Origin of the sequence: Streptomyces sp. NPDC053755, assembly GCF_040677675.1 — a bacterium.
GTDB lineage: Bacteria > Actinomycetota > Actinomycetes > Streptomycetales > Streptomycetaceae > Streptomyces.
In genome coordinates, this window is the sequence record NZ_JBFASK010000033.1 from 15,179 (window position 1) to 34,148 (window position 18,970).

Here is an 18,970-nt window from a genome sequence, read left to right on the forward strand (position 1 = left end):
ACTGACCGTCTTCGGGAGACGACTGCCGGTCGAACGCCTAGCTGTCGAAGCCCAGGCCGACGCGGTCCATGGCCTTCAGCCACAGGTTGCGCCGGCCGCCGTTCTCGTCGGCGCGGGCGAGGGACCACTTGGTGAGGCCGATGCCGGCCCAGGCGATCGGCTCCGGGGGGAACGGCAGCGGCTTGGAGCGGACCATCTCCAGCTCCGTCCGTTCGGTGCGCTCCCCCGCCAGCAGGTCGAGCATCACGTCGCCGCCGAAGCGGGTGGCGCCCACCCCGAGACCGGTGAAGCCGGCCGCATACGCGACCTTGCCCTGGTACGCCGTGCCGAAGAAGGCCGAGAAGCGCGAGCAGGTGTCGATCGCTCCGCCCCAGGCGTGGCTGAAGCGGAGCCCTTCCAGCTGCGGGAAGCAGCGGAAGAAGTGCTCGGCGAGCTTGAGGTACGTCTCCGGACGGTGGTCCATCTCGGCGGCGACCTTGCCTCCGAAGCGGTAGATCGCGTCGTAGCCGCCCCACAGGATGCGGTGGTCCGCGGTGATCCGGAAGTAGTGGAACTGGTTGGCGCTGTCGCCCAGGCCCTGGCGGTTCTTCCAGCCCACGGCGGCGAGCTGCTCGGCCGAGAGCGGCTCGGTCATCAGGGCGTAGTCGTAGACCGGGACGGTGTAGTGCCGGACGCGCTTGACCAGCGACGGGAAGACGTTGGTGCCGAGCGCGACCCGGCGGGCGAGAACCCGGCCGTACGGGGTGCGCACGCCCATGCCGGCGCCGGCGGAGACCAGGTCGAGGCCGGGGGTGTTCTCGTAGATCCGTACGCCCAGGTCCCGGCAGGCGCGCTTGAGGCCCCAGGCCAGCTTGGCCGGGTTGAGCATGGCGACCCCGCGCCGGTCCCAGAGGCCGCCGAGGAAGGTCGGGGAGTCGACCTCCGCGCGGACCGCGTCGCCGTCGAGGAGCGCGAGGCCGTCGGCGAGGCCGAGCCGCTCGATCTCCTCGTACACCTCGTGCAGCTCGGCGAGCTGGTGCGGCTCGGTGGCGACGTCGATCTCGCCGGTGCGCTCGAAGTCGCAGTCCAGGGCGTAGCGGGCGACCGCCGCCTCGATGGCGTCGAGGTTGCGTTCGCCGAGCTCCTCCAGCTTCGGCAGCTCGCCCGGCCAGCGGGCGAGCCCGTTGCCGAAGCCGTGGGTGAGGGAGGCGGCGCAGAAGCCGCCGTTGCGGCCGGAGGCGGCCCAGCCCACCTCGCGGCCTTCGATCAGGACCACGTCCCGGGAGGGGTCGCGCTCCTTGGCGAGGAGCGCGGTCCACAGTCCGCTGTAGCCGCCGCCGACGACGAGAAGGTCGCACTTCTCGGTGCCGGTGAGGGCGGGCAGGGCGCCGGGCTTGCCGGGGTCTTCCAGCCAGAAGGGGACGGGCTGGGCGTCGGAGAGAGATTGTGCAGCGAGACGCATGGCGACGGGGGCCATGGTTTCCAACTCCTTCAGGTGCTTCTGTGCCTACTCAGCTTGCCGCTGTCTTCCTGCGCCGGCTCGTGATGATCTGTCCGGCCACCACCACCAGTACGGCGAGGACGAACATCGCCGTACCGATGACGTTGATCTGGACGGGCGTACCGCGCTGCGCCGAGCCCCAGACGAACATGGGGAAGGTGACGGTCGAGCCCGCGTTGAAGTTGGTGATGATGAAGTCGTCGAACGAGAGGGCGAAGGCGAGCAGCGCTCCGGCGGCGATGCCGGGGGCCGCGATCGGCAGCGTGACCCGTACGAAGGTCTGTACCGGGCCCGCGTAGAGGTCGCGCGCGGCCTCCTCGAGTCGCGGGTCCATCGACATCACGCGTGCCTTGACGGCGGTGACGACGAAGGACAGGCAGAACATGACGTGGGCGATCAGGACCGTCCAGAAACCGAGCTCGGCGCCCATGTTCAGGAAGAGCGTGAGCAGGGAGGCGGCCATGACGACCTCGGGCATCGCCATCGGCAGGAAGATCAGCGAGTTGATCGCGCCCCGCGCGCGGAAGCGGTAGCGGACCAGCGCGAAGGCGATCATCGTGCCGAGGACCGTGGCGCCCAGCGTCGCCCAGGCGGCGATCTGGAGCGAGAGGGTCAGCGAGCCGCACAGGTCGGCGACGCCGCAGGGGTCCTTCCAGGCGTCCAGCGAGAAGCGCTGCCAGGCGTAGTTGAAGCGGCCGTTCGGCTTGTTGAACGAGAACACCATCACGACGACGTTCGGCACGATCATGTACGCGAGCGTGAGCAGGCCCGCGATGACGACGAGGTTGCGACGAATCCAGCGCATCAGACCAGGTCCTCCGTTCCGGCGCGGCGGATGTAGACGGTGACCATGGCCAGCACGATCGCCATGAGGATGAAGGACAGCGCGGCCGCCGTCGGATAGTCGAGCACCCGGAGGAACTGCGACTGGATGACGTTGCCGACCATCTTGGTGTCGGTCGAGCCGAGGAGTTCGGCGTTGACGTAGTCGCCGCTCGCGGGGATGAAGGTGAGCAGCGTGCCCGAGACCACGCCCGGCATGGAGAGCGGGAAGGTCACCTTCCGGAAGGTGGTGACGGGCGAGGCGTAGAGGTCCCTGGCCGCCTCGTGCAGCCGCCCGTCGATCCGCTCCAGGGAGGTGTAGAGCGGCAGGATCATGAACGGCAGGAAGTTGTACGTGAGTCCGCAGACCACCGCCATGGGGGTGGCCAGCACCCGGTCGCCCTCGGTCCAGCCGAGCCAGCTGGTCACGTCCAGGACGTGCAGGGTGTTGAGGACGTCCACGACCGGACCGCCGTCGGCCAGGATCGTCTTCCACGCAAGCGTCCGGATGAGGAAGCTGGTGAAGAAGGGCGCGATGACCAGGACGAGGAGGAGGTTGCGCCAGCGGCCGGCCTTGAAGGCGATCAGATAGGCCAGCGGGTAGCCGAGCAGCAGGCACAGCAGGGTGGCGGTACCGGCGTACAGCAGGGAGCGGACGAACTGGGGCCAGTACTCCTGGAAGGCGTCCCAGTAGGTCCGGAAGTGCCAGGTGACCTCGAAGCCCTTCTCCAGGGAGCCGGTCTGCACCGAGGTGGAGGCCTGGTAGACCATCGGCAGCGCGAAGAAGACGAGCAGCCAGACGATGCCGGGGAGGAGCAGCCAGTACGGGACGAGCCGCTTGCGAGTGGCCGCCTTGCGGACCGGGAGGTCCGGCGCGGGGGGCGTGGGCGGCGCCTCCTTGGCGAGGGTGGTGCTCACGAGGCGTCCTCCAGCGTCTCCACGCCCGCGTCGATGGCCTGGGCCGCGTCGAGACCGAAGGTGTGGGCCGGGTTCCAGTGCAGGACGACCTCGGCGCCGGGCGTCAGGCGCGCGTCCCGCTCGATGTTCTGCTCGTACACCTGGAGCTCCGCGCCCGCCGGGCTGTTCACCACGTACTGCGTGGAGACGCCGATGAAGGAGGAGTCGACGATCCGGCCGGTGACCTTGTTGCGGCCGTCGGCGATGCTTCCCGCGTCGTCGGCGTGCGTGAGGGAGATCTTCTCGGGGCGGACGCCGACGAGGACCTTGCCGCCGGCGCGGACGGCCGCCGTACAGCGGTCGGCGGGCAGCCGGAGCTTGCCGCCGCCGGCCGTCACGACCAGGTCGTTGGCGCCGGTCTCGGCGACCTCGGCCTCGATGAGGTTGGAGGTGCCGAGGAAGTTGGCGACGAAGGTCGTGCGCGGGTTCTCGTAGAGGTCCGCGGGCGCGCCGAGCTGCTCGACCCGGCCGCCGTTCATCACCGCGACCTGGTCGGCCATGGTCATGGCCTCCTCCTGGTCGTGGGTGACGTGGACGAAGGTGATGCCGACCTCGGTCTGAATCCGCTTGAGCTCCAGCTGCATCTGGCGGCGCAGCTTGAGGTCGAGGGCGCCGAGCGGCTCGTCGAGCAGCAGCACCTGCGGGTGGTTGATGAGCGCGCGCGCCACGGCGACGCGCTGCTGCTGGCCGCCGGAGAGCTGGTGCGGCTTGTGCCTGGCCTTGTCGCCGAGCTGGACGAGGTCGAGCATGTCGCCGACCTGCTTCCTCACGGACTTGATGCCGCGCCGGCGCAGGCCGAAGGCGATGTTCTCGTGGATGTCCAGGTGCGGGAAGAGCGCGTAGGACTGGAAGACGGTGTTGACCGGCCGCTTGTACGGCGGGAGGTCGGTGACGTCCTTGTCGCCGAGGAAGACCGACCCGGTGGTGGGGTCCTCCAGGCCGGCGATCATGCGCAGGGTGGTGGTCTTCCCGCAGCCGGAGGCGCCGAGGAGGGCGAAGAAGGAGCCCTGCGGGACGGTCAGGTCGAGCGGGTGGACGGCGGTGAAGGAGCCGTACGTCTTGCTGATGCCGGTGAGACGGACGTCGCCGCCGGTGGTCGTGTCAGTCATGGGTTGCGATCCCGGTGTTCGTAAGAGGTGGACGACGGTTGCTCACGCACCGATGAGCTTGGCGAACTTCTCCTCGTACGCCGTCTCTTCCCGGCTCGTCAGCGAGCGGAAGGCGCGCGACTTCGCGGCCATGGCCTTGTCGGGGAGGATCAGCGTGTTGTTCGCGAGCTCGGGATCGATCTTGGCGAGCTCGTCCTTCACCCCGTCGACCGGGCAGACGTAGTTGATGTACGCGGCGAGCTGGGCGGCGACCGGAAGCTCGTAGTAGTGGTCGATGAGCTTCTCGGCGTTGGTCTTGTGCCGGGAGTTGGCCGGGACCAGGAGGTTGTCGCTGGAGGTGATGTAGCCGGCCGAGGGGATGGCGAACTTGATGTCCGGGTTGTCGGCCTGCAGCTGGATGACGTCGCCGGCCCAGGCGAGGCAGGCCGCGAGGTCGCCCTTGTCCAGGTCGGAGGTGTAGTCGTTGCCGGTGAAGCGACGGATCTGCTTCTTGTCGACGCCCTTCTGCAGCCGTCCGATCGCCTGGTCGTAGTCGGCGTCGGTGAAGGCCCCCGGGTCCTTGCCCATGTCGAGGAGGGTCATGCCGACGGAGTCGCGCATCTCGGTGAGGAAGCCGACCCGGCCCTTCAGGGAGGGGTCGTCGAGGAGCTGGGTGACCGAGTCGACCTTCTTGCCGCCGGTCGCCTTGGCGTTGTAAGCGATGACGGTGGAGATGCCGGTCCACGGGTACGAGTAGGCGCGGCCCGGGTCCCAGTCGGGGCGGCGGAACTGGGCGGAGAGGTTGGCGAAGGCGTGGGGGAGGTTCGACGGGTCGAGCTTCTGCGCCCAGCCGAGCCGGATGATGCGGGCGGCGAGCCAGTCGGTGACGCAGATCAGGTCGCGGCCGGTGTCCTGGCCGGCCGCGAGCTGCGGCTTGATCTTGCCGAAGAACTCGACGTTGTCGTTGATGTCCTCGGTGTACTTGACCTTGATCCCGGTGCGTTTGGTGAACGCCTCCAGGGTGGGGCGGGACTTCTCGTCCTCGCTGACGTCCATGTACTCGGTCCAGTTGGAGAAGCTCAGCTGCTTCTCCTTGGCCGAGAAGTCCGTGGACGCGGGGCCCTGGCCCTCCCGCTTGGCCGGCGGGATGCCGCAGGCGCTCAGGGACGCGAGGCCGCCGACCGTGAGCGCGCCGACTCCTCCGGCGCGCAGCATCGAACGGCGGCTGAGGGCTCCGCGGCCGCTCGTCAGACTGCGTCGCATCGCCGCGAGCTGGGCGGCCGAGAGGCGGTCGGGCTCGTACTGCTCCATGCGCTGTGCCTTTCGGGATGGTTTCGCCGCTGGTCGGACGGCAGGCCATGCGGCGTGAGCCGCGTTTCGGATGGTTATCGGTCCCCGAAGATCGTGCGGTGCCAGTCCTTCGCGGCGACCGCGGTGTTGTCGAACATCACATGCTTGACCTGCGTGTATTCCTCGAAGGAGTACGCCGACATGTCCTTTCCGAATCCCGACGCCTTGTAGCCGCCGTGCGGCATCTCGCTGATGATCGGAATGTGGTCGTTGACCCAGACGCAGCCCGCCTTGATCTCGCGGGTGGCCCGGTTCGCCCGGTAGACGTCGCGGCTCCAGGCGGAGGCGGCGAGTCCGAAGGGGGTGTCGTTGGCGAGCCGGATGCCCTCGTCGTCGCCGTCGAAGGGCAGGGCCACCAGGACCGGTCCGAAGATCTCCGAGCGCACGACCTCGCTGTCCTGCGCGGCGCCGGTGATCAGGGTCGGACGATAGTACGCACCGTTCTTCAGCTCGCCTCCCGGGGCCTCGCCGCCGGTGACGACGGTGGCGTGGCCGCGGGCACGGTCGACGAAGCCCGCGACCCGGTCGCGCTGGGCGTGGCTGATCAGCGGTCCGAGGTCGGTGGAGGGGTCGAAGGGGTCGCCGAGGCGGACGCTCTCCATGAGTTCGGCGACGCGGGCGACGAAGGCGTCGAAGAGCGGGCGCTGGACGTAGGCGCGGGTGGCGGCGGTGCAGTCCTGGCCGGTGTTGATCAGGGAGGCGGCGACGGCGCCGTGTGCGGCCGCCTCCAGGTCGGCGTCGTCGAAGACCACGAAGGGCGCCTTGCCGCCGAGTTCGAGGTGGAGCCGCTTGACGGTGGAGGTGGCGATCTCGGCGACCCGCTTGCCGACGGGGGTGGATCCGGTGAAGGACGTCATGGCCACGTCGGGGTGGCCGACGAGGTGTTCGCCGGCGGTCCGCCCGGCCCCGGTGACGATGTTGACGACGCCGTCGGGGATGCCCGCCTCGGTGGCGGCCTGGGCGAACATCAGCGAGGTGAGCGGGGTGAGCTCGGCCGGCTTGAGGACGATGGTGTTGCCGGCGGCGATGGCCGGGAGGACCTTCCAGGCGGCCATCTGGAGCGGGTAGTTCCAGGGGGCGATGGAGCCGACGACACCGATGGGCTCGCGCCGTACGTACGAGGTGTGGTCGCCGCTGTACTCGCCGGCGGACTGGCCCTGGAGGTGGCGGGCGGCGCCGGCGAAGAAGGCGGTGTTGTCGATCGTGCCGGGGACGTCGAACTCGGTGGAGAGCCTGATCGGCTTGCCGCACTGGAGGGACTCGACGCGGGCGAAGTCCTCGGCCCGCTCGGCGAGCACGCCCGCGAAGCGGTGCAGGGCGTCGGAGCGTTCGCCCGGGGTGGCGGCCGCCCATGCGGGGAAGGCCTCCCGGGCCGCGGCGACGGCGGCGTCGACGTCGGCGGTGGAGGCGAGGGCGTAGGTGTACACGCTCTCGCCGGTGGCCGGGTCGACGACGCTGTGCTCCTCACCCGAGGTTCCGGGCCGCAGCCGCCCGCCGATGTACTGTGCGCCGGCCGCGAAGCGGTCCGTCACCTGGAAGCGGTTGCCCATGACGCTCTCCGTTGTTCCAGCTCGAATTGAGTGCCGATCCTGACAGAGGCACGCTTGCCCAACAAGGGATTCCGTTGTTGCCTTTTGGTTACGCGACGGAATCGGTCGACCATGTGTCGAGGGACCCGGGAAATACCCGTACGGAGTGTCCGTGGCGACTGCCACACTCGCATGCATGGGGAAGATCGAGGAGCTGACGCAGCAGGTCAGCAGTGGTGAGCGCGTGAAGTGGCTGCACTTCTGGGGTCACCGGCCACGGCCGGACGGGGCCCTCTCGGCCAGCTGTCTCAGCCAGTGGTGGGAGTCACCGTTCGAGGTCGCCGGAGTGCGGTACGCGACCGCCGAGCACTGGATGATGGCCGAGAAGGCGCGGCTCTTCGGGGACGCGGACGCCGAGCGGGCGGCGCTGGCCGCGTCCTCGCCCGCCGAGGCGAAGAAGGCGGGGCGCCTGGTGCGGGGCTTCGACGGCGAGGTCTGGGAGCGGGAGCGCTTCGGGATCGTCGTGGAGGGAAGCGTCCACAAGTTCTCCTCCGACGAGCGGCTGCGGTGGTTCCTGCTCGGCACCCGGGGACGCGTCCTGGTCGAGGCGAGCCCGATGGACCGGATCTGGGGCATCGGTCTGGCCGCCGACGACGCCCGCGCGACGGATCCCTCCCGGTGGCGCGGCCTGAACCTCCTCGGCTTCGCCCTGATGGAGGCCCGGGAGCGGCTGGGCTGACGGGCGGGAGCGCCCGGGCCGACCGGCGGGGACGCCGAACGCCGCCTACGGCGAGCGGCGGGAGCGCGAGGGGTCGGGAGCGGCGGGAGCGTGGAGGGGCGGCAGCGTGCGGGGGCGCGACGCACCAGGGCGGAAACGCGGAGGGGCGGCCCCTCGGGGGCCGCCCCTCCCGCCGTCCGACCGCGCCGCCGCCTCGTGGCGCCGGGCCGGGCCGGTCCCGTGCCTACCGCCGGTCCGCGACCAGGCTCGTCGCGAACGGGTCCGACGGGTCCTCTTCGAAGGTCGACGGGTCCTGCTGGACCGCCCAGATCACGAAGGCCAGGAAGGCCGCGCTGATGAGGATCCCGATCGCGCCGAGCACGATGCCCGCGACCGCCATGCCCCGGTTCGTCGCCTCGCCCCGGCCCGCCTTCTTCACGCCGATGATCCCGAAGATCAGCGCGAGGACGCCCAGGATGCCGCCGAGGCCGTACAGGCAGAAGCCGACCACGGAGACGATGCCGAGCACCATCGCGGCCGTCCCCATGCCGTTGGCCGGGGCCTGCTGCCAACCGGTCTGGCCGTAGCCACCGGCGCCGTACCCGGTGGAGCCGTAAGGGGTCGAGCCGTACGCCGGATAGGCGGAGTAGCCGTACCCGGCCGTGCCCCCGGGGGTCGTCGGCGCGGTGGGCGCCGCGGGGTAGCCGTACGCCCCGGGCGCGGCCGCCGGGCCGCCGGGCGCCACCGGAGGCGGCGGCACCTGGCCCGTGCCGCCGTCCCCCGTCGGCATCGCCGTCATCGTCGGCTGGTCGTGGACCGGCGGACGGTCCTGCGCCGGCGGCGTGGCCGGCTTGCTCAGTTCCACCCCGTCGCGGTTCGGCGGAGCCCACGGATCCGCCGGGTCGTACCCGCCCTGCGGCTGGTCGCTCTTCTCTGACATGGGCCTCCCCCATCGTGGTGCCGCCATGCTACGACCTCGCCCCCACGGTGGAACGGCCCGCCTACGATGATCGGATGACCGATCTCCATCCTTTCATCGCCGGGCTCCCCAAGGCCGAGCTGCACGTCCACCACGTCGGCTCCGCCTCCCCCCGCATCGTCGCCGAGCTGGCCGCCCGCCACCCCGACTCCAAGGTCCCCACCGACCCGGAGGCGCTCGTCGACTACTTCACGTTCACCGACTTCGCGCACTTCATCGAGGTCTACCTCTCGGTCGTGGACCTCGTCCGCACCCCGGGGGACGTCCGGCTGCTGACCTTCGAGATCGCCCGTGACATGGCCCGCCAGAACATCCGCTACGCCGAGCTGACGATCACCCCGTTCAGCTCGACCCGTCGGGGGATCGACGAGGCCGCCTTCATGGAGGCCATCGAGGACGCCCGCAAGGCGGCCGAGGCCGAGCTGGGCGTCATGCTGCGCTGGTGCTTCGACATCCCCGGCGAGGCCGGTCTGGCCGCCGCCGAGGAGACCACCCGGCTCGCCGTCGACCTGCACCCCGAGGGCCTGGTCTCCTTCGGTCTCGGCGGCCCGGAGATCGGGGTGCCGCGCCCGCAGTTCAAGCCCTACTTCGACCGCGCGATCGCGGCCGGCCTGCACTCCGTTCCCCACGCGGGCGAGACAACGGGGCCGCAGACGATCTGGGACGCCCTGCACGACCTGCGCGCCGAGCGCATCGGGCACGGCACCAGCGCGGTGAAGGACCCGGCCCTGCTGGCCCACCTCGCCGAGCACCGCATCGCCCTGGAGGTCTGCCCGACCTCCAACATCGCGACCCGCGCGGTCACGCACCTGGACGAGCACCCCCTCAAGGAGATGGTGGACGCCGGGGTCCTGGTCACGATCAACAGCGACGACCCGCCGATGTTCGGGACCGACCTGAACAACGAGTACGCGGTCGCCGCCCGTCTCCTGGACCTCGACGAGCGCGGCCTGGCCGCCCTCGCCAAGAACGCGGTGGAGGCGTCCTTCCTCGACGCGCCCGGCAAGGCCCGGATCAGCGCCGAGATCGACACGTACACCGACACCTGGCTGGGCCGCTGACAGCCGCCACAATGGGGCCCATGGACCACGTCACTGCCGTAGGCCACCGCGGCGACCCCTACCGCGTCCGCGAGAACACCGTGCCCTCGATCGTCTCGGCGATCGAGGCCGGTGCGGACGCCGTCGAGATCGATGTACGGCTCACCGGCGACGGTGTCCCCGTCCTCCTGCACGACGACACCCTCAAACGGCTCTGGGGCCACGACCGGGCACTCTCGGCCCTCTCCCTCGCACAGCTGCGGGAGCTGACCCGCGACGGCGTCCCCACCCTGCGCGAGGCCCTGATCGCGGCGGGGCCGCACCGGCTGCTGCTCGACCTGCCCGGAGGGGACGAGACGTCGGTCCGCACCATCGTGGGCACGGTCCGCGAGTGCGGCGCGGCCGAGCGCGTCTACTACTGCGCGGGCGGCGTCGCCATGCTCCAGATCCGGGCGGCCGACCCGTCCGCCGAGATCTCCCTGACGTGGAACTCGCTCTCCCCGCCCCGTGCCGTCCTGCTGGACGCGGTCCGGCCTCGCTGGCTCAACTACCGCTTCGGCCTGGTGAGTCGGGAGCTGGTGGACAAGGTGCACCGCGACGGCTACCTCGTCTCGGCCTGGACCGCCGACACCCGGCGGAGCATGCGTAAGCTGATCACCCACGGCGTGGACTCGATCACCACGAACCGTGTGGACGCGCTCGCCGCCGAACTGCGAAGGGATGTCCCCAGGTGACCGGCACCGAGAGAATCCGTACGGACGTCGCCCACAACGCCCGGGTGTGGAACTACTGGCTGGGCGGCAAGGACAACTACCCGGTGGACCGCGCGGTCGGTGACCAGGTCACCGGCTTCTATCCCGGCATCGGCGAAGTGGCGCGCGCGGACCGGGCGTTCCTCGGCCGTGTCGTGACCCATCTGGCCGCGGACGCCGGGGTGCGCCAGTTCCTCGACATCGGTACGGGACTGCCGACCGCCGACAACACCCACGAGGTCGCCCAGCGGATCACGCCGGACGCCCGGGTCGTGTACGTCGACAACGACCCGATCGTGCTGACCCACGCCCGCGCGCTGCTGACCAGCTCCCCCGAGGGCGTCACCGAGTACGTCGACGCGGACGCCCGGCAGCCGGAGCGGATTGTGGAGGCGGCGGCGAAGACGCTGGACCTCGGGCAGCCGGTCGCGGTGATGATGCTCGGCATCCTCAACTTCGTCCTGGACACCGACGAGGCACGGCGCATCGTCCGCACGCTGATGGACGCGGTGCCGTCGGGCAGCCATCTCGTGCTGACCCATCCGACCCTGGAGCCGGAGCTCGGCGGCGAGGGCAACGTGGCGGCGATGGAGTTCTGGAACGAGAACGCCACCCCGCCGATCACCGCCCGCAGCCGCGCCGAGTTCGTCTCCTTCCTCGACGGCCTGGAGATCCTCGACCCCGGCGTCGTCTCGTGCGCGAGCTGGCGCTTCGCCCCGGCGAGCGAGGTGGCCCAGTTCGGCGCGGTGGGCCGCAAGCCCTAAGGGCGGCGGGGGATAGGGATGTGGGGGGCGGGGATACGGGCGGCGGGGCGGGGCTGGTGGGACCGGGGCAGGACCCTGCTCGGCGCCCGGCCCTGGGCGGTCGACATCGGCCTCGCCCTGCTCGTCCAGGCGGCGATGACCATGCCGTTCGTCGTACCGCGCGCCCCCGGGCTCGAGCCCGCGACGTGGCAGGCGTACGGGCTGACCACCCTCACCGTCCTGCCGCTGGCGTGGCGGCGGCGCGCGCCCATGACCGTCCTCCTGGCGATCCTGGCGACGAGCGCGCTGTACCGGATCGCCGTGGACGGCCCCGGGCAGCCCCTGCCGTACACCGGCCTGGTCATCGTCTACACGATCGCCGCGATCTGCCCGCCCCGCGACCGTCTGGTCACGGTCGTCCTGCTCATGCTCGCGGTGCCCGTCTCCGTGTGGCTGAACACCCGGTCGGTGCGCGAACTGACCTTCTCGCTCTTCGTGTTCGCGGCGGCGTACGTCTTCGGCCGGCTGACCGACGCCCGTCAGCGGGCCCACCGGGTCGAGGCGGAACAGGCCGCCGCGCGCGAGCGCGCCAGGATCGCGCGGGAGATGCACGACATCCTCTCCCACGCCGTGAGCCTCATGATCGTGCAGGCGGAGGCGGGTCCGGTGGCGGTCCGGACGGCTCCGGAACGGGCGGAGGCCGCCTTCGACGCGATCTCCGAGACGGGCCGGGAGGCCATGGCGCAGCTGCGCCGGATGCTGGGGGTCCTGCGGGAGGGCGACGGCCCGCCGGACGGGTCCGGCGACGCCCCGCGCGCGCCGCAGCCGGACCTCGCGGGCCTGCCCGGCCTGATGGAGCGGGTGCGGGCCGGCGGGCTCGACGTCACCTATGCCACGGCCGGCGAGGTGCGGGCGCTGCCCGCCGCCACCGGGGCGACGGTGTACCGGATCGTCCAGGAGGCGCTGACCAACGTGGTCAGGCACGCCCGCGCCCGGACGGTGTCCGTCCTGCTCGCCTACGAGGACCGGGCCCTGGAGATCGTGGTGCGGGACGACGGTCGGGGCCCGCAGCCTGGCTCCGGCGGGCACGGTCTCGTCGGGCTGCGCGAGCGCGCCGCCGCACACGGCGGTACGGCCGTCACGGGTCCTGGACCGCACGGCCGGGGTTTCGAGGTGCGGGCCCGGGTGCCCGTCACCTCTCGGGCGGAGGTGGCGCGTTGACGATCCGCGTGGTGGTGGCCGACGACCAGGAGCTGGTGCGCAGCGGGTTCTCGATGATCCTCGACGCGCAGCCGGACATCGAGGTCGTCGCGGAGGCCGGGGACGGGATCGAGGCGGTCGAGGCCGTGCGCCTGCACGCGCCCGACGTGGCGCTGCTCGACATCCGGATGCCGCGCATGGACGGCATCGAGGCGTGCCGGACGATCGGCGCCGGCTCGGGGTGCCGGACGGTCATGCTGACGACCTTCGACTCCGACGAGTACGTCTACGACGCCCTGCACGCGGGGGCGAGCGGCTTCCTGTTGAAGGACGTCCGCCGCGACGACCTGGTCCACGCGGTCCGGGTGGTGGCGCGGGGGGACTCGCTGCTCGCGCCGTCCGTGGCCCGGCGGCTCGTGGAGCAGTACACCTCGGGCGGCCCGCGTCGCACGGATCCCCGGCTCGAACGGCTCACGACCCGGGAACGCGAGACGCTGCTGCTGCTCGCCCGCGGTCTGTCGAACGCGGAGATCGCGGCGGAACTGGTCGTCAGCGACCACACGGTCAAGACCCACGTCGGCAACGTGCTCGGGAAGCTGGGCCTGCGCGACCGGATCCAGGCGGTGATCTGCGCGTACGAGACGGGGCTGGTCACGGCGGGCTCTCCCCCCGCCGGGGGAGACGGGGGCGGGTCCTCCTCCCCCGCGTCGGCGAGGAACTGACCGCGCGAAGACCGCCGGTGCGGGCGATCCGGATCCGGGCTCCGGTCGACAGGATGGAGCCATCGACGACAACGGCTCACCTCCACGGAGTTCACCATGAAGAGCACCACCCGCACGCTGCTCGCCGCCGCCCTCGTCCTCGGGGTCGCGGCCGGTCCGGCCGTCCTGCCGGCCGCCGCCGCCCCGGCCGGCGCCTCCGTCGCCTCGCCCGCGCTGCACGCGCCCGTGTCGGACTCCGCCCTGGAGGCGGCGATCGCCGGGCTGCCGACGGGGCGCACGACGGCGGCGCTGGCCCGGGTCGGGGGCACGGAGGGCACCTGGCGGGGCAGTGCGGGCGTGCACGATCTGGAGACCGGCGCCCCGGCCGATCCGGACGCCCGTTTCCGGGCCGGCTCGGTGACCAAGGTGTTCACGGCGGCGGTCGTCCTCCAGCTGGCCGCCGAGCGACGGCTGGATCTGGACCGGTCGGCCCGCTCCTATCTGCCGGAGCTGATCCCCGCCTCCTACGGGAGGGTGACGGTCCGTCAGCTGGTCAACCACACCCACGGCATCCCGGCGCCCGACTTCGCCGGGACCACGGTCGAGGAGTGGTACGCCGACCGCTTCCGGGTGTACGACCCCCGGGAGATGGTCCGTTCGGCGACGGCGAAGGAGCGCGAGTTCGCGCCCGGGACCCGGCAGCACTACCTCAACATCGGTTACACGATCGCCGGTCTGCTGATCGAGCGCGTGACGGGTGACACCTTCGAGCACCAGGTCACCGCCCGTGTCCTGCGGCCGCTCGGACTGCGCGACACGTACCTGCCGGGGGCCGACCCCCGCATCCGGGGGCCGCACAACCACGGCTACCAGGCGATGGTGCTGGAGGACGGCACGACCGGGCTGCGCGACGTGTCGGTGTGGGGGACGACGGACGGCTGGGCGGCCGGTGACCTCATCTCCACGACGGCCGATCTGGAGCGCTTCACCCGGGCGCTCTTCCAGGGACGGGTGGTGCGCGGCCCCCTCCTCGAGGAGATGTTCACGCTTCCGGAGGTGACCGACGTCAAGACCGGCGCCCCGGCCGCGTACGCGGCGGGGCTCTCGATGCAGAAGCTCGGAGGGCGCGAGGTCTGGGGCAAGACGGGCGGCCGCTGGGGCTACAACGCGGCGATCGCGTCGACCCGGGACGGCTCGCGCACGCTGGTCTACAGCGTCAACTCCACGGACACGAAGGGTCAGGGCATGAACGAGGTGGCGAGGAACCTCGTGGTGGCGGCCTACGGCGCGCCGACGGCCTGAAGCGCCTCCAGGCGCTTGATCATCCTGCGCACGACGAGCAGCGGGACGATCCCGACGACGCCGAACGACATGTCGATGACCGACCACCAGAAGGGGATGCCGCGGATCGGTCCGCAGATCAGGGCGAGGGGGATGACTCCGGCACAGGCGATCATGCCGAACTCGACGACCCAGATGTTGCGGACCGGGTCGCGGTAGGGCCCGTAGAAGGCGACGGCTATGACGAGGTGGGCGAAGGCCAGCCAGTCGGTGCCGTAGAGCAGGAAGGGGTAGCGCGTGTCGGCGGTGTCGAGGCCTTCGCCGACGCGCCGGATCCATTCCAGCAGCCCGGGGAGGACGTCCGCGACGGGGGCGGCCCAGGAGGTCAGGGCGCTCTCCAGCAGGCGCACTTCGGTGACCAGGGGAAAGGCGGTGACCCCGCTGAGCACCAGGCAGACGATGAAGACGACCAGCCAGACGCGGATGCGCTTGAGGAGGGCTCTCGGCCCGTTCGTGTCGCTCATGATCGCAGCGTACGCCCCTCATGAACGCGTTCAAAAACTGGGGGTCGCGCGGCGCACGGCGCCCGGGCACGGGCCGCCCCGCGTGGACTCTCCGGCTCCGTGAGCGCCACCGCCCCGACATCCCGCCGATCACGCCGCCGCCGGGCGCGGTAGCCGCCGACGGGCGGACCGGGGGCGAGTACGCCGACGGGCGGCCGGGAAGGATTCCCGGCCGCCCGCGACTTCGGACGCGCCGTCCCCGGCCGCCCGCTCGGATCGCCCTTCCCTAGCCCAGGGACGTCATCACGTGCTTGATGCGCGTGTAGTCCTCGAAGCCGTACGCCGAGAGGTCCTTGCCGTAGCCGGACTTCTTGTAGCCGCCGTGCGGCATCTCCGCGACCAGCGGGATGTGGGTGTTGATCCACACGCAGCCGAAGTCGAGCGACTTCGACATGCGCATCGCACGGGCGTGGTCCTTCGTCCAGACCGAGGACGCGAGCGCGAACTCGACGCCGTTGGCGTACTCCAGGGCCTGCTTCTCGTCACGGAAGGACTGCACCGTGATGACCGGGCCGAAGACCTCGTTCTGGACGATCTCGTCGTCCTGCCGCAGGCCGGAGACGACGGTCGGGGCGTAGAAGTAGCCCTTGTCGCCGACCTGGTGGCCACCCGCCTCGACCTTGGCGTGGGCCGGGAGGCGGTCGATGAAGCCGGAGACCTGCTTCAGCTGGTTGGCGTTGTTCAGCGGGCCGTACAGCACGTCCTCGTCGTCCGGCTGACCCGTCTTGGTGTCGGCGGCGGCCTTGGCCAGCTGCGACACGAACTCGTCGTGGATCGACTCGTGCACGAGGACGCGGGTCGCGGCGGTGCAGTCCTGGCCCGCGTTGAAGAAGCCCGCCACGGAGATGTCCTCGACGGCCTTGGCGATGTCGGTGTCCTCGAAGACCACGACCGGGGCCTTGCCGCCCAGCTCCAGGTGGACGCGCTTGACGTCCTTGGCCGCCGACTCGGCGACCTGCATGCCGGCGCGTACCGAACCGGTGATGGAGGCCATCGCCGGCACCGGGTGCTCGACCATCGCGCGGCCGGTCTCGCGGTCGCCGCAGATCACGTTGAAGACGCCCTTGGGCACGAGGGAGCCGATGATCTCCGCCATCAGGACGGTCGACGCGGGGGTCGTGTCCGAGGGCTTGAGGACGACCGTGTTGCCCGCGGCGAGAGCCGGGGCGAACTTCCACACGGCCATCATCATCGGGTAGTTCCACGGCGCGACCTGGGCACAGACGCCCACCGGCTCACGGCGGACGATCGAGGTCATGCCCTCCATGTACTCGCCGGCCGAGCGGCCCTCGAGCAGCCGGGCGGCGCCCGCGAAGAAGCGGATCTGGTCCACCATGGGCGGGATCTCCTCGCTCGCGGTGAGGGCGACCGGCTTGCCGGTGTTCTCGACCTCGGCGGCGATCAGTTCCTCGGCCCGCTCCTCGAAGGCGTCCGCGATCTTGAGAAGGACCTTCTGGCGCTCGGCGGGCGTGCTGTCGCGCCAGGCCGGGAACGCGGCCGCGGCGGCCTCCATGGCGGCGTCGACGTCGGCCTGACCGGAGAGCGGAGACGTGGCGTAGGCCTCACCCGTGGCCGGGTTGACCACCTCGATGGTCCGCCCGTCGGCGGCGTCCCGGAACTCCCCGTTGATGTAGTTACGCAGCCGGCGCAGCTCGGTGGTCACTTGCCACCCCTCCTGTCGTTCAGAGTTCGATCTGTCCCGATGGATGAGACACCACCACAGTAGTCGCTCGGCGGACGCTTTCGACAGGCCCGCCCTCCCGCAACTTCGGATTCAGTGTCATTGCGAAGTCGAAACGACGAATTTCATCGCTCCTGGCTTGCCAGACAGACGAGTCTCGGTGCACAGTGAGGTTGTGGCCAGTCAAAGCACGAACTCCAGGACCGCATCCGGTTCGTCCCCGACGATCGATGCCGTCTCCCTGGCGATCATCGAGCAGCTCCAGGAGGACGGTCGCCGTCCGTACGCCGCCATCGGCAAGGCCGTGGGCCTGTCGGAGGCCGCCGTACGGCAGCGCGTCCAGAAGCTGCTCGACCAGGGCGTCATGCAGATCGTCGCCGTCACCGACCCGCTCACCGTGGGATTCCGGCGGCAGGCGATGGTCGGCATCAACGTCGAGGGCGACCTCGATCCGGTCGCCGACGCGCTGACTGCCATGGCCGAGTGCGAGTACGTGGTGATGACCGCGGGCTCGTTCGACCTGATGGTGGAGGTCGTCTGCGAGGACGACGACCACCTGCTGGATGTGATCAACAAGCGCATCCGCACCCTCCCCGGCGTGCGCTCCACCGAGAGCTTCGTCTACCTCAAGCTCAAGAAGCAGACCTATATGTGGGGAACCCGATAGCCGTGAGCAAGGACCTCTCCAAGACCGCCTACGACCACCTGTGGATGCACTTCACCCGCATGTCGTCGTACGAGAACTCGCCCGTTCCCACCATCGTGCGTGGTGAGGGCACCTACATCTTCGACGACAAGGGCAAGCGCTACCTCGACGGTCTCGCGGGTCTCTTCGTGGTCAACGCCGGACACGGCCGCCAGGAGCTGGCCGAGGTCGCGTACAAGCAGGCCCAGGAGCTCGCGTTCTTCCCCGTGTGGTCGTACGCGCACCCCAAGGCCGTCGAGCTCGCCGAGCGTCTGGCCCACTACGCTCCCGGCGACCTGAACAAGGTCTTCTTCACCACCGGTGGCGGCGAGGCCGTCGAGACCGCATGGAAGCTCGCCAAGCAGTACTTCAAGCTGCAGGGCAAGCACACCAAGTACAAGGTCATCTCGCGTGCCGTCGCCTACCACGGCACCCCGCAGGGCGCCCTGTCGATCACCGGCCTGCCGGCGCTGAAGGCCCCCTTCGAGCCGCTGGTCCCCGGCGCGCACAAGGTGCCGAACACCAACATCTACCGCGCCCCGATCCACGGCGACGACCCGGAGGCCTTCGGCCGCTGGGCCGCCGACCAGATCGAGCAGCAGATCCTCTTCGAGGGCCCCGACACCGTCGCCGCCGTCTTCCTCGAGCCGGTGCAGAACGCCGGCGGCTGCTTCCCGCCGCCGCCCGGGTACTTCCAGCGGGTCCGCGAGATCTGCGACCAGTACGACGTGCTCCTCGTGTCCGACGAGACGATCTGCGCCTTCGGCCGCCTCGGCACGATGTTCGCCTGTGACAAGTTCGGCTACGTGCCGGACATGATCACCTGCGCCAAGGGCATGACCTCGGGCTACTCCCCGATCGGCGCCTGCATCGTCTCGGACCGCCTCGCGGAGCCGTTCTACAAGGGTGACAACACCTTCCTGCACGGCTACACCTTCGGTGGCCACCCGGTGTCGTCGGCGGTCGCCATCGCCAACCTCGACATCTTCGACAAGGAGGGCCTGAACCAGCACGTGCTGGACCAGGAGGGCAACTTCTTCGACACCCTGAAGAAGCTGCACGACCTCCCGATCGTCGGCGACGTCCGCGGCAACGGCTTCTTCTACGGCATCGAGCTCGTCAAGGACAAGGCCACCAAGGAGTCCTTCACGGACGAGGAGACCGAGCGCGTGCTCTACGGCTTCCTCTCCAAGGCGCTCTTCGACAACGGTCTGTACTGCCGGGCCGACGACCGCGGCGACCCGGTCATCCAGCTGGCCCCGCCGCTGATCGCCGACCAGGGCACCTTCGACGAGATCGAAGGCATCCTGCGCTCGGTGCTCACCGAGGCGTGGACCAAGCTCTGATCCTCCCCGCAGGACCTCACGCCGCCCTCACGGCGTGACCCCCGGCCCGGGCATG

18 protein-coding genes are annotated in these 18,970 nt (G+C 70.6%); 9 read left to right on the top strand and 9 right to left on the bottom strand.

Annotated elements, in window-relative coordinates; all coding sequences use genetic code 11:
• Nucleotides 1–37: 37 nt before the first annotated feature.
• From AB0K65_RS26115 to AB0K65_RS26140, 6 genes are all read right to left on the bottom strand, one after another.
• Nucleotides 38–1,456, bottom strand: coding sequence for an FAD-binding oxidoreductase (locus AB0K65_RS26115; protein WP_365720566.1), 1,419 nt, complete (start codon nucleotides 1,454–1,456; stop codon nucleotides 38–40).
• A gap of 34 nt (nucleotides 1,457–1,490) precedes the next feature.
• Nucleotides 1,491–2,285: an ABC transporter permease gene (locus AB0K65_RS26120; RefSeq protein WP_365720568.1), complete on the bottom strand. Its 795-nt coding sequence runs from the start codon at nucleotides 2,283–2,285 to the stop codon at nucleotides 1,491–1,493.
• Nucleotides 2,285–3,220: an ABC transporter permease gene (locus AB0K65_RS26125; RefSeq protein ID WP_365720570.1), complete on the bottom strand. Its 936-nt coding sequence runs from the start codon at nucleotides 3,218–3,220 to the stop codon at nucleotides 2,285–2,287. The genes AB0K65_RS26120 and AB0K65_RS26125 overlap by 1 nt, the downstream gene beginning before the upstream one ends.
• Nucleotides 3,217–4,368: an ABC transporter ATP-binding protein gene (locus AB0K65_RS26130; RefSeq protein ID WP_365720572.1), complete on the bottom strand. Its 1,152-nt coding sequence runs from the start codon at nucleotides 4,366–4,368 to the stop codon at nucleotides 3,217–3,219. Before AB0K65_RS26130 ends, AB0K65_RS26125 begins: the two co-directional genes overlap by 4 nt.
• Nucleotides 4,369–4,410: 42 nt before the next feature.
• Complete coding sequence (locus AB0K65_RS26135) at nucleotides 4,411–5,658, bottom strand: spermidine/putrescine ABC transporter substrate-binding protein (protein WP_365720574.1); 1,248 nt, start codon at nucleotides 5,656–5,658, stop codon at nucleotides 4,411–4,413.
• A 74-nt stretch (nucleotides 5,659–5,732) separates the two neighbouring features.
• Nucleotides 5,733–7,247, bottom strand: coding sequence for a gamma-aminobutyraldehyde dehydrogenase (locus tag AB0K65_RS26140; protein WP_365720576.1), 1,515 nt, complete (start codon nucleotides 7,245–7,247; stop codon nucleotides 5,733–5,735).
• A 175-nt stretch (nucleotides 7,248–7,422) separates the two neighbouring features.
• Between AB0K65_RS26140 and AB0K65_RS26145 the strand changes: the two genes are divergently transcribed.
• Nucleotides 7,423–7,965: an NADAR family protein gene (locus AB0K65_RS26145; RefSeq protein WP_365720578.1), complete on the top strand. Its 543-nt coding sequence runs from the start codon at nucleotides 7,423–7,425 to the stop codon at nucleotides 7,963–7,965.
• Between the two features lie 223 nt (nucleotides 7,966–8,188).
• Here AB0K65_RS26145 and AB0K65_RS26150 read toward each other — a convergent pair whose 3' ends face one another.
• Nucleotides 8,189–8,884: a DUF4190 domain-containing protein gene (locus AB0K65_RS26150; RefSeq protein WP_365720580.1), complete on the bottom strand. Its 696-nt coding sequence runs from the start codon at nucleotides 8,882–8,884 to the stop codon at nucleotides 8,189–8,191.
• A 74-nt stretch (nucleotides 8,885–8,958) separates the two neighbouring features.
• On the opposite strand from AB0K65_RS26150, the gene AB0K65_RS26155 reads away from it, so the two are divergent.
• From AB0K65_RS26155 to AB0K65_RS26180, 6 genes are all read left to right on the top strand, one after another.
• The gene (locus AB0K65_RS26155; RefSeq protein ID WP_365720582.1) at nucleotides 8,959–9,984 is read left to right on the top strand and encodes an adenosine deaminase; all 1,026 of its coding nucleotides are present in this window, start codon (nucleotides 8,959–8,961) and stop codon (nucleotides 9,982–9,984) included.
• A gap of 20 nt (nucleotides 9,985–10,004) precedes the next feature.
• A complete protein-coding gene (locus tag AB0K65_RS26160) occupies nucleotides 10,005–10,697 on the top strand; it encodes a glycerophosphodiester phosphodiesterase (RefSeq protein ID WP_365720584.1) in 693 nt (230 codons plus the stop codon).
• A complete protein-coding gene (locus tag AB0K65_RS26165) occupies nucleotides 10,694–11,479 on the top strand; it encodes an SAM-dependent methyltransferase (protein ID WP_365720586.1) in 786 nt (261 codons plus the stop codon). The genes AB0K65_RS26160 and AB0K65_RS26165 overlap by 4 nt, the downstream gene beginning before the upstream one ends.
• Before the next feature lie 18 nt (nucleotides 11,480–11,497).
• Nucleotides 11,498–12,679 (top strand): histidine kinase, encoded by a 1,182-nt coding sequence (locus AB0K65_RS26170; RefSeq protein WP_365720588.1) that lies wholly within the window; start codon nucleotides 11,498–11,500, stop codon nucleotides 12,677–12,679.
• A complete protein-coding gene (locus AB0K65_RS26175; RefSeq protein WP_365720590.1) occupies nucleotides 12,676–13,380 on the top strand; it encodes a response regulator transcription factor in 705 nt (234 codons plus the stop codon). Before AB0K65_RS26170 ends, AB0K65_RS26175 begins: the two co-directional genes overlap by 4 nt.
• Before the next feature lie 96 nt (nucleotides 13,381–13,476).
• Nucleotides 13,477–14,661: a serine hydrolase domain-containing protein gene (locus tag AB0K65_RS26180; protein ID WP_365720592.1), complete on the top strand. Its 1,185-nt coding sequence runs from the start codon at nucleotides 13,477–13,479 to the stop codon at nucleotides 14,659–14,661.
• On the opposite strand, the gene AB0K65_RS26185 is transcribed toward AB0K65_RS26180, so the two are convergent.
• Together AB0K65_RS26185 and AB0K65_RS26190 are read right to left on the bottom strand one after the other, a co-directional pair.
• Entirely contained in the window at nucleotides 14,640–15,164 is a 525-nt protein-coding gene (locus AB0K65_RS26185) for a hypothetical protein (RefSeq protein ID WP_365720594.1), read from the bottom strand. The genes AB0K65_RS26180 and AB0K65_RS26185 overlap by 22 nt on opposite strands.
• A 265-nt stretch (nucleotides 15,165–15,429) precedes the next feature.
• Complete coding sequence (locus AB0K65_RS26190) at nucleotides 15,430–16,866, bottom strand: gamma-aminobutyraldehyde dehydrogenase (RefSeq protein ID WP_365720596.1); 1,437 nt, start codon at nucleotides 16,864–16,866, stop codon at nucleotides 15,430–15,432.
• Between the two features lie 178 nt (nucleotides 16,867–17,044).
• Between AB0K65_RS26190 and AB0K65_RS26195 the strand changes: the two genes are divergently transcribed.
• Both AB0K65_RS26195 and AB0K65_RS26200 read left to right on the top strand, forming a co-directional pair.
• Complete coding sequence (locus AB0K65_RS26195; protein ID WP_365720598.1) at nucleotides 17,045–17,551, top strand: Lrp/AsnC family transcriptional regulator; 507 nt, start codon at nucleotides 17,045–17,047, stop codon at nucleotides 17,549–17,551.
• Nucleotides 17,536–18,915, top strand: a complete 1,380-nt coding sequence (locus AB0K65_RS26200; protein WP_365720600.1) for an aspartate aminotransferase family protein — start codon at nucleotides 17,536–17,538, stop codon at nucleotides 18,913–18,915. Before AB0K65_RS26195 ends, AB0K65_RS26200 begins: the two co-directional genes overlap by 16 nt.
• Nucleotides 18,916–18,970: the final 55 nt, after the last annotated feature.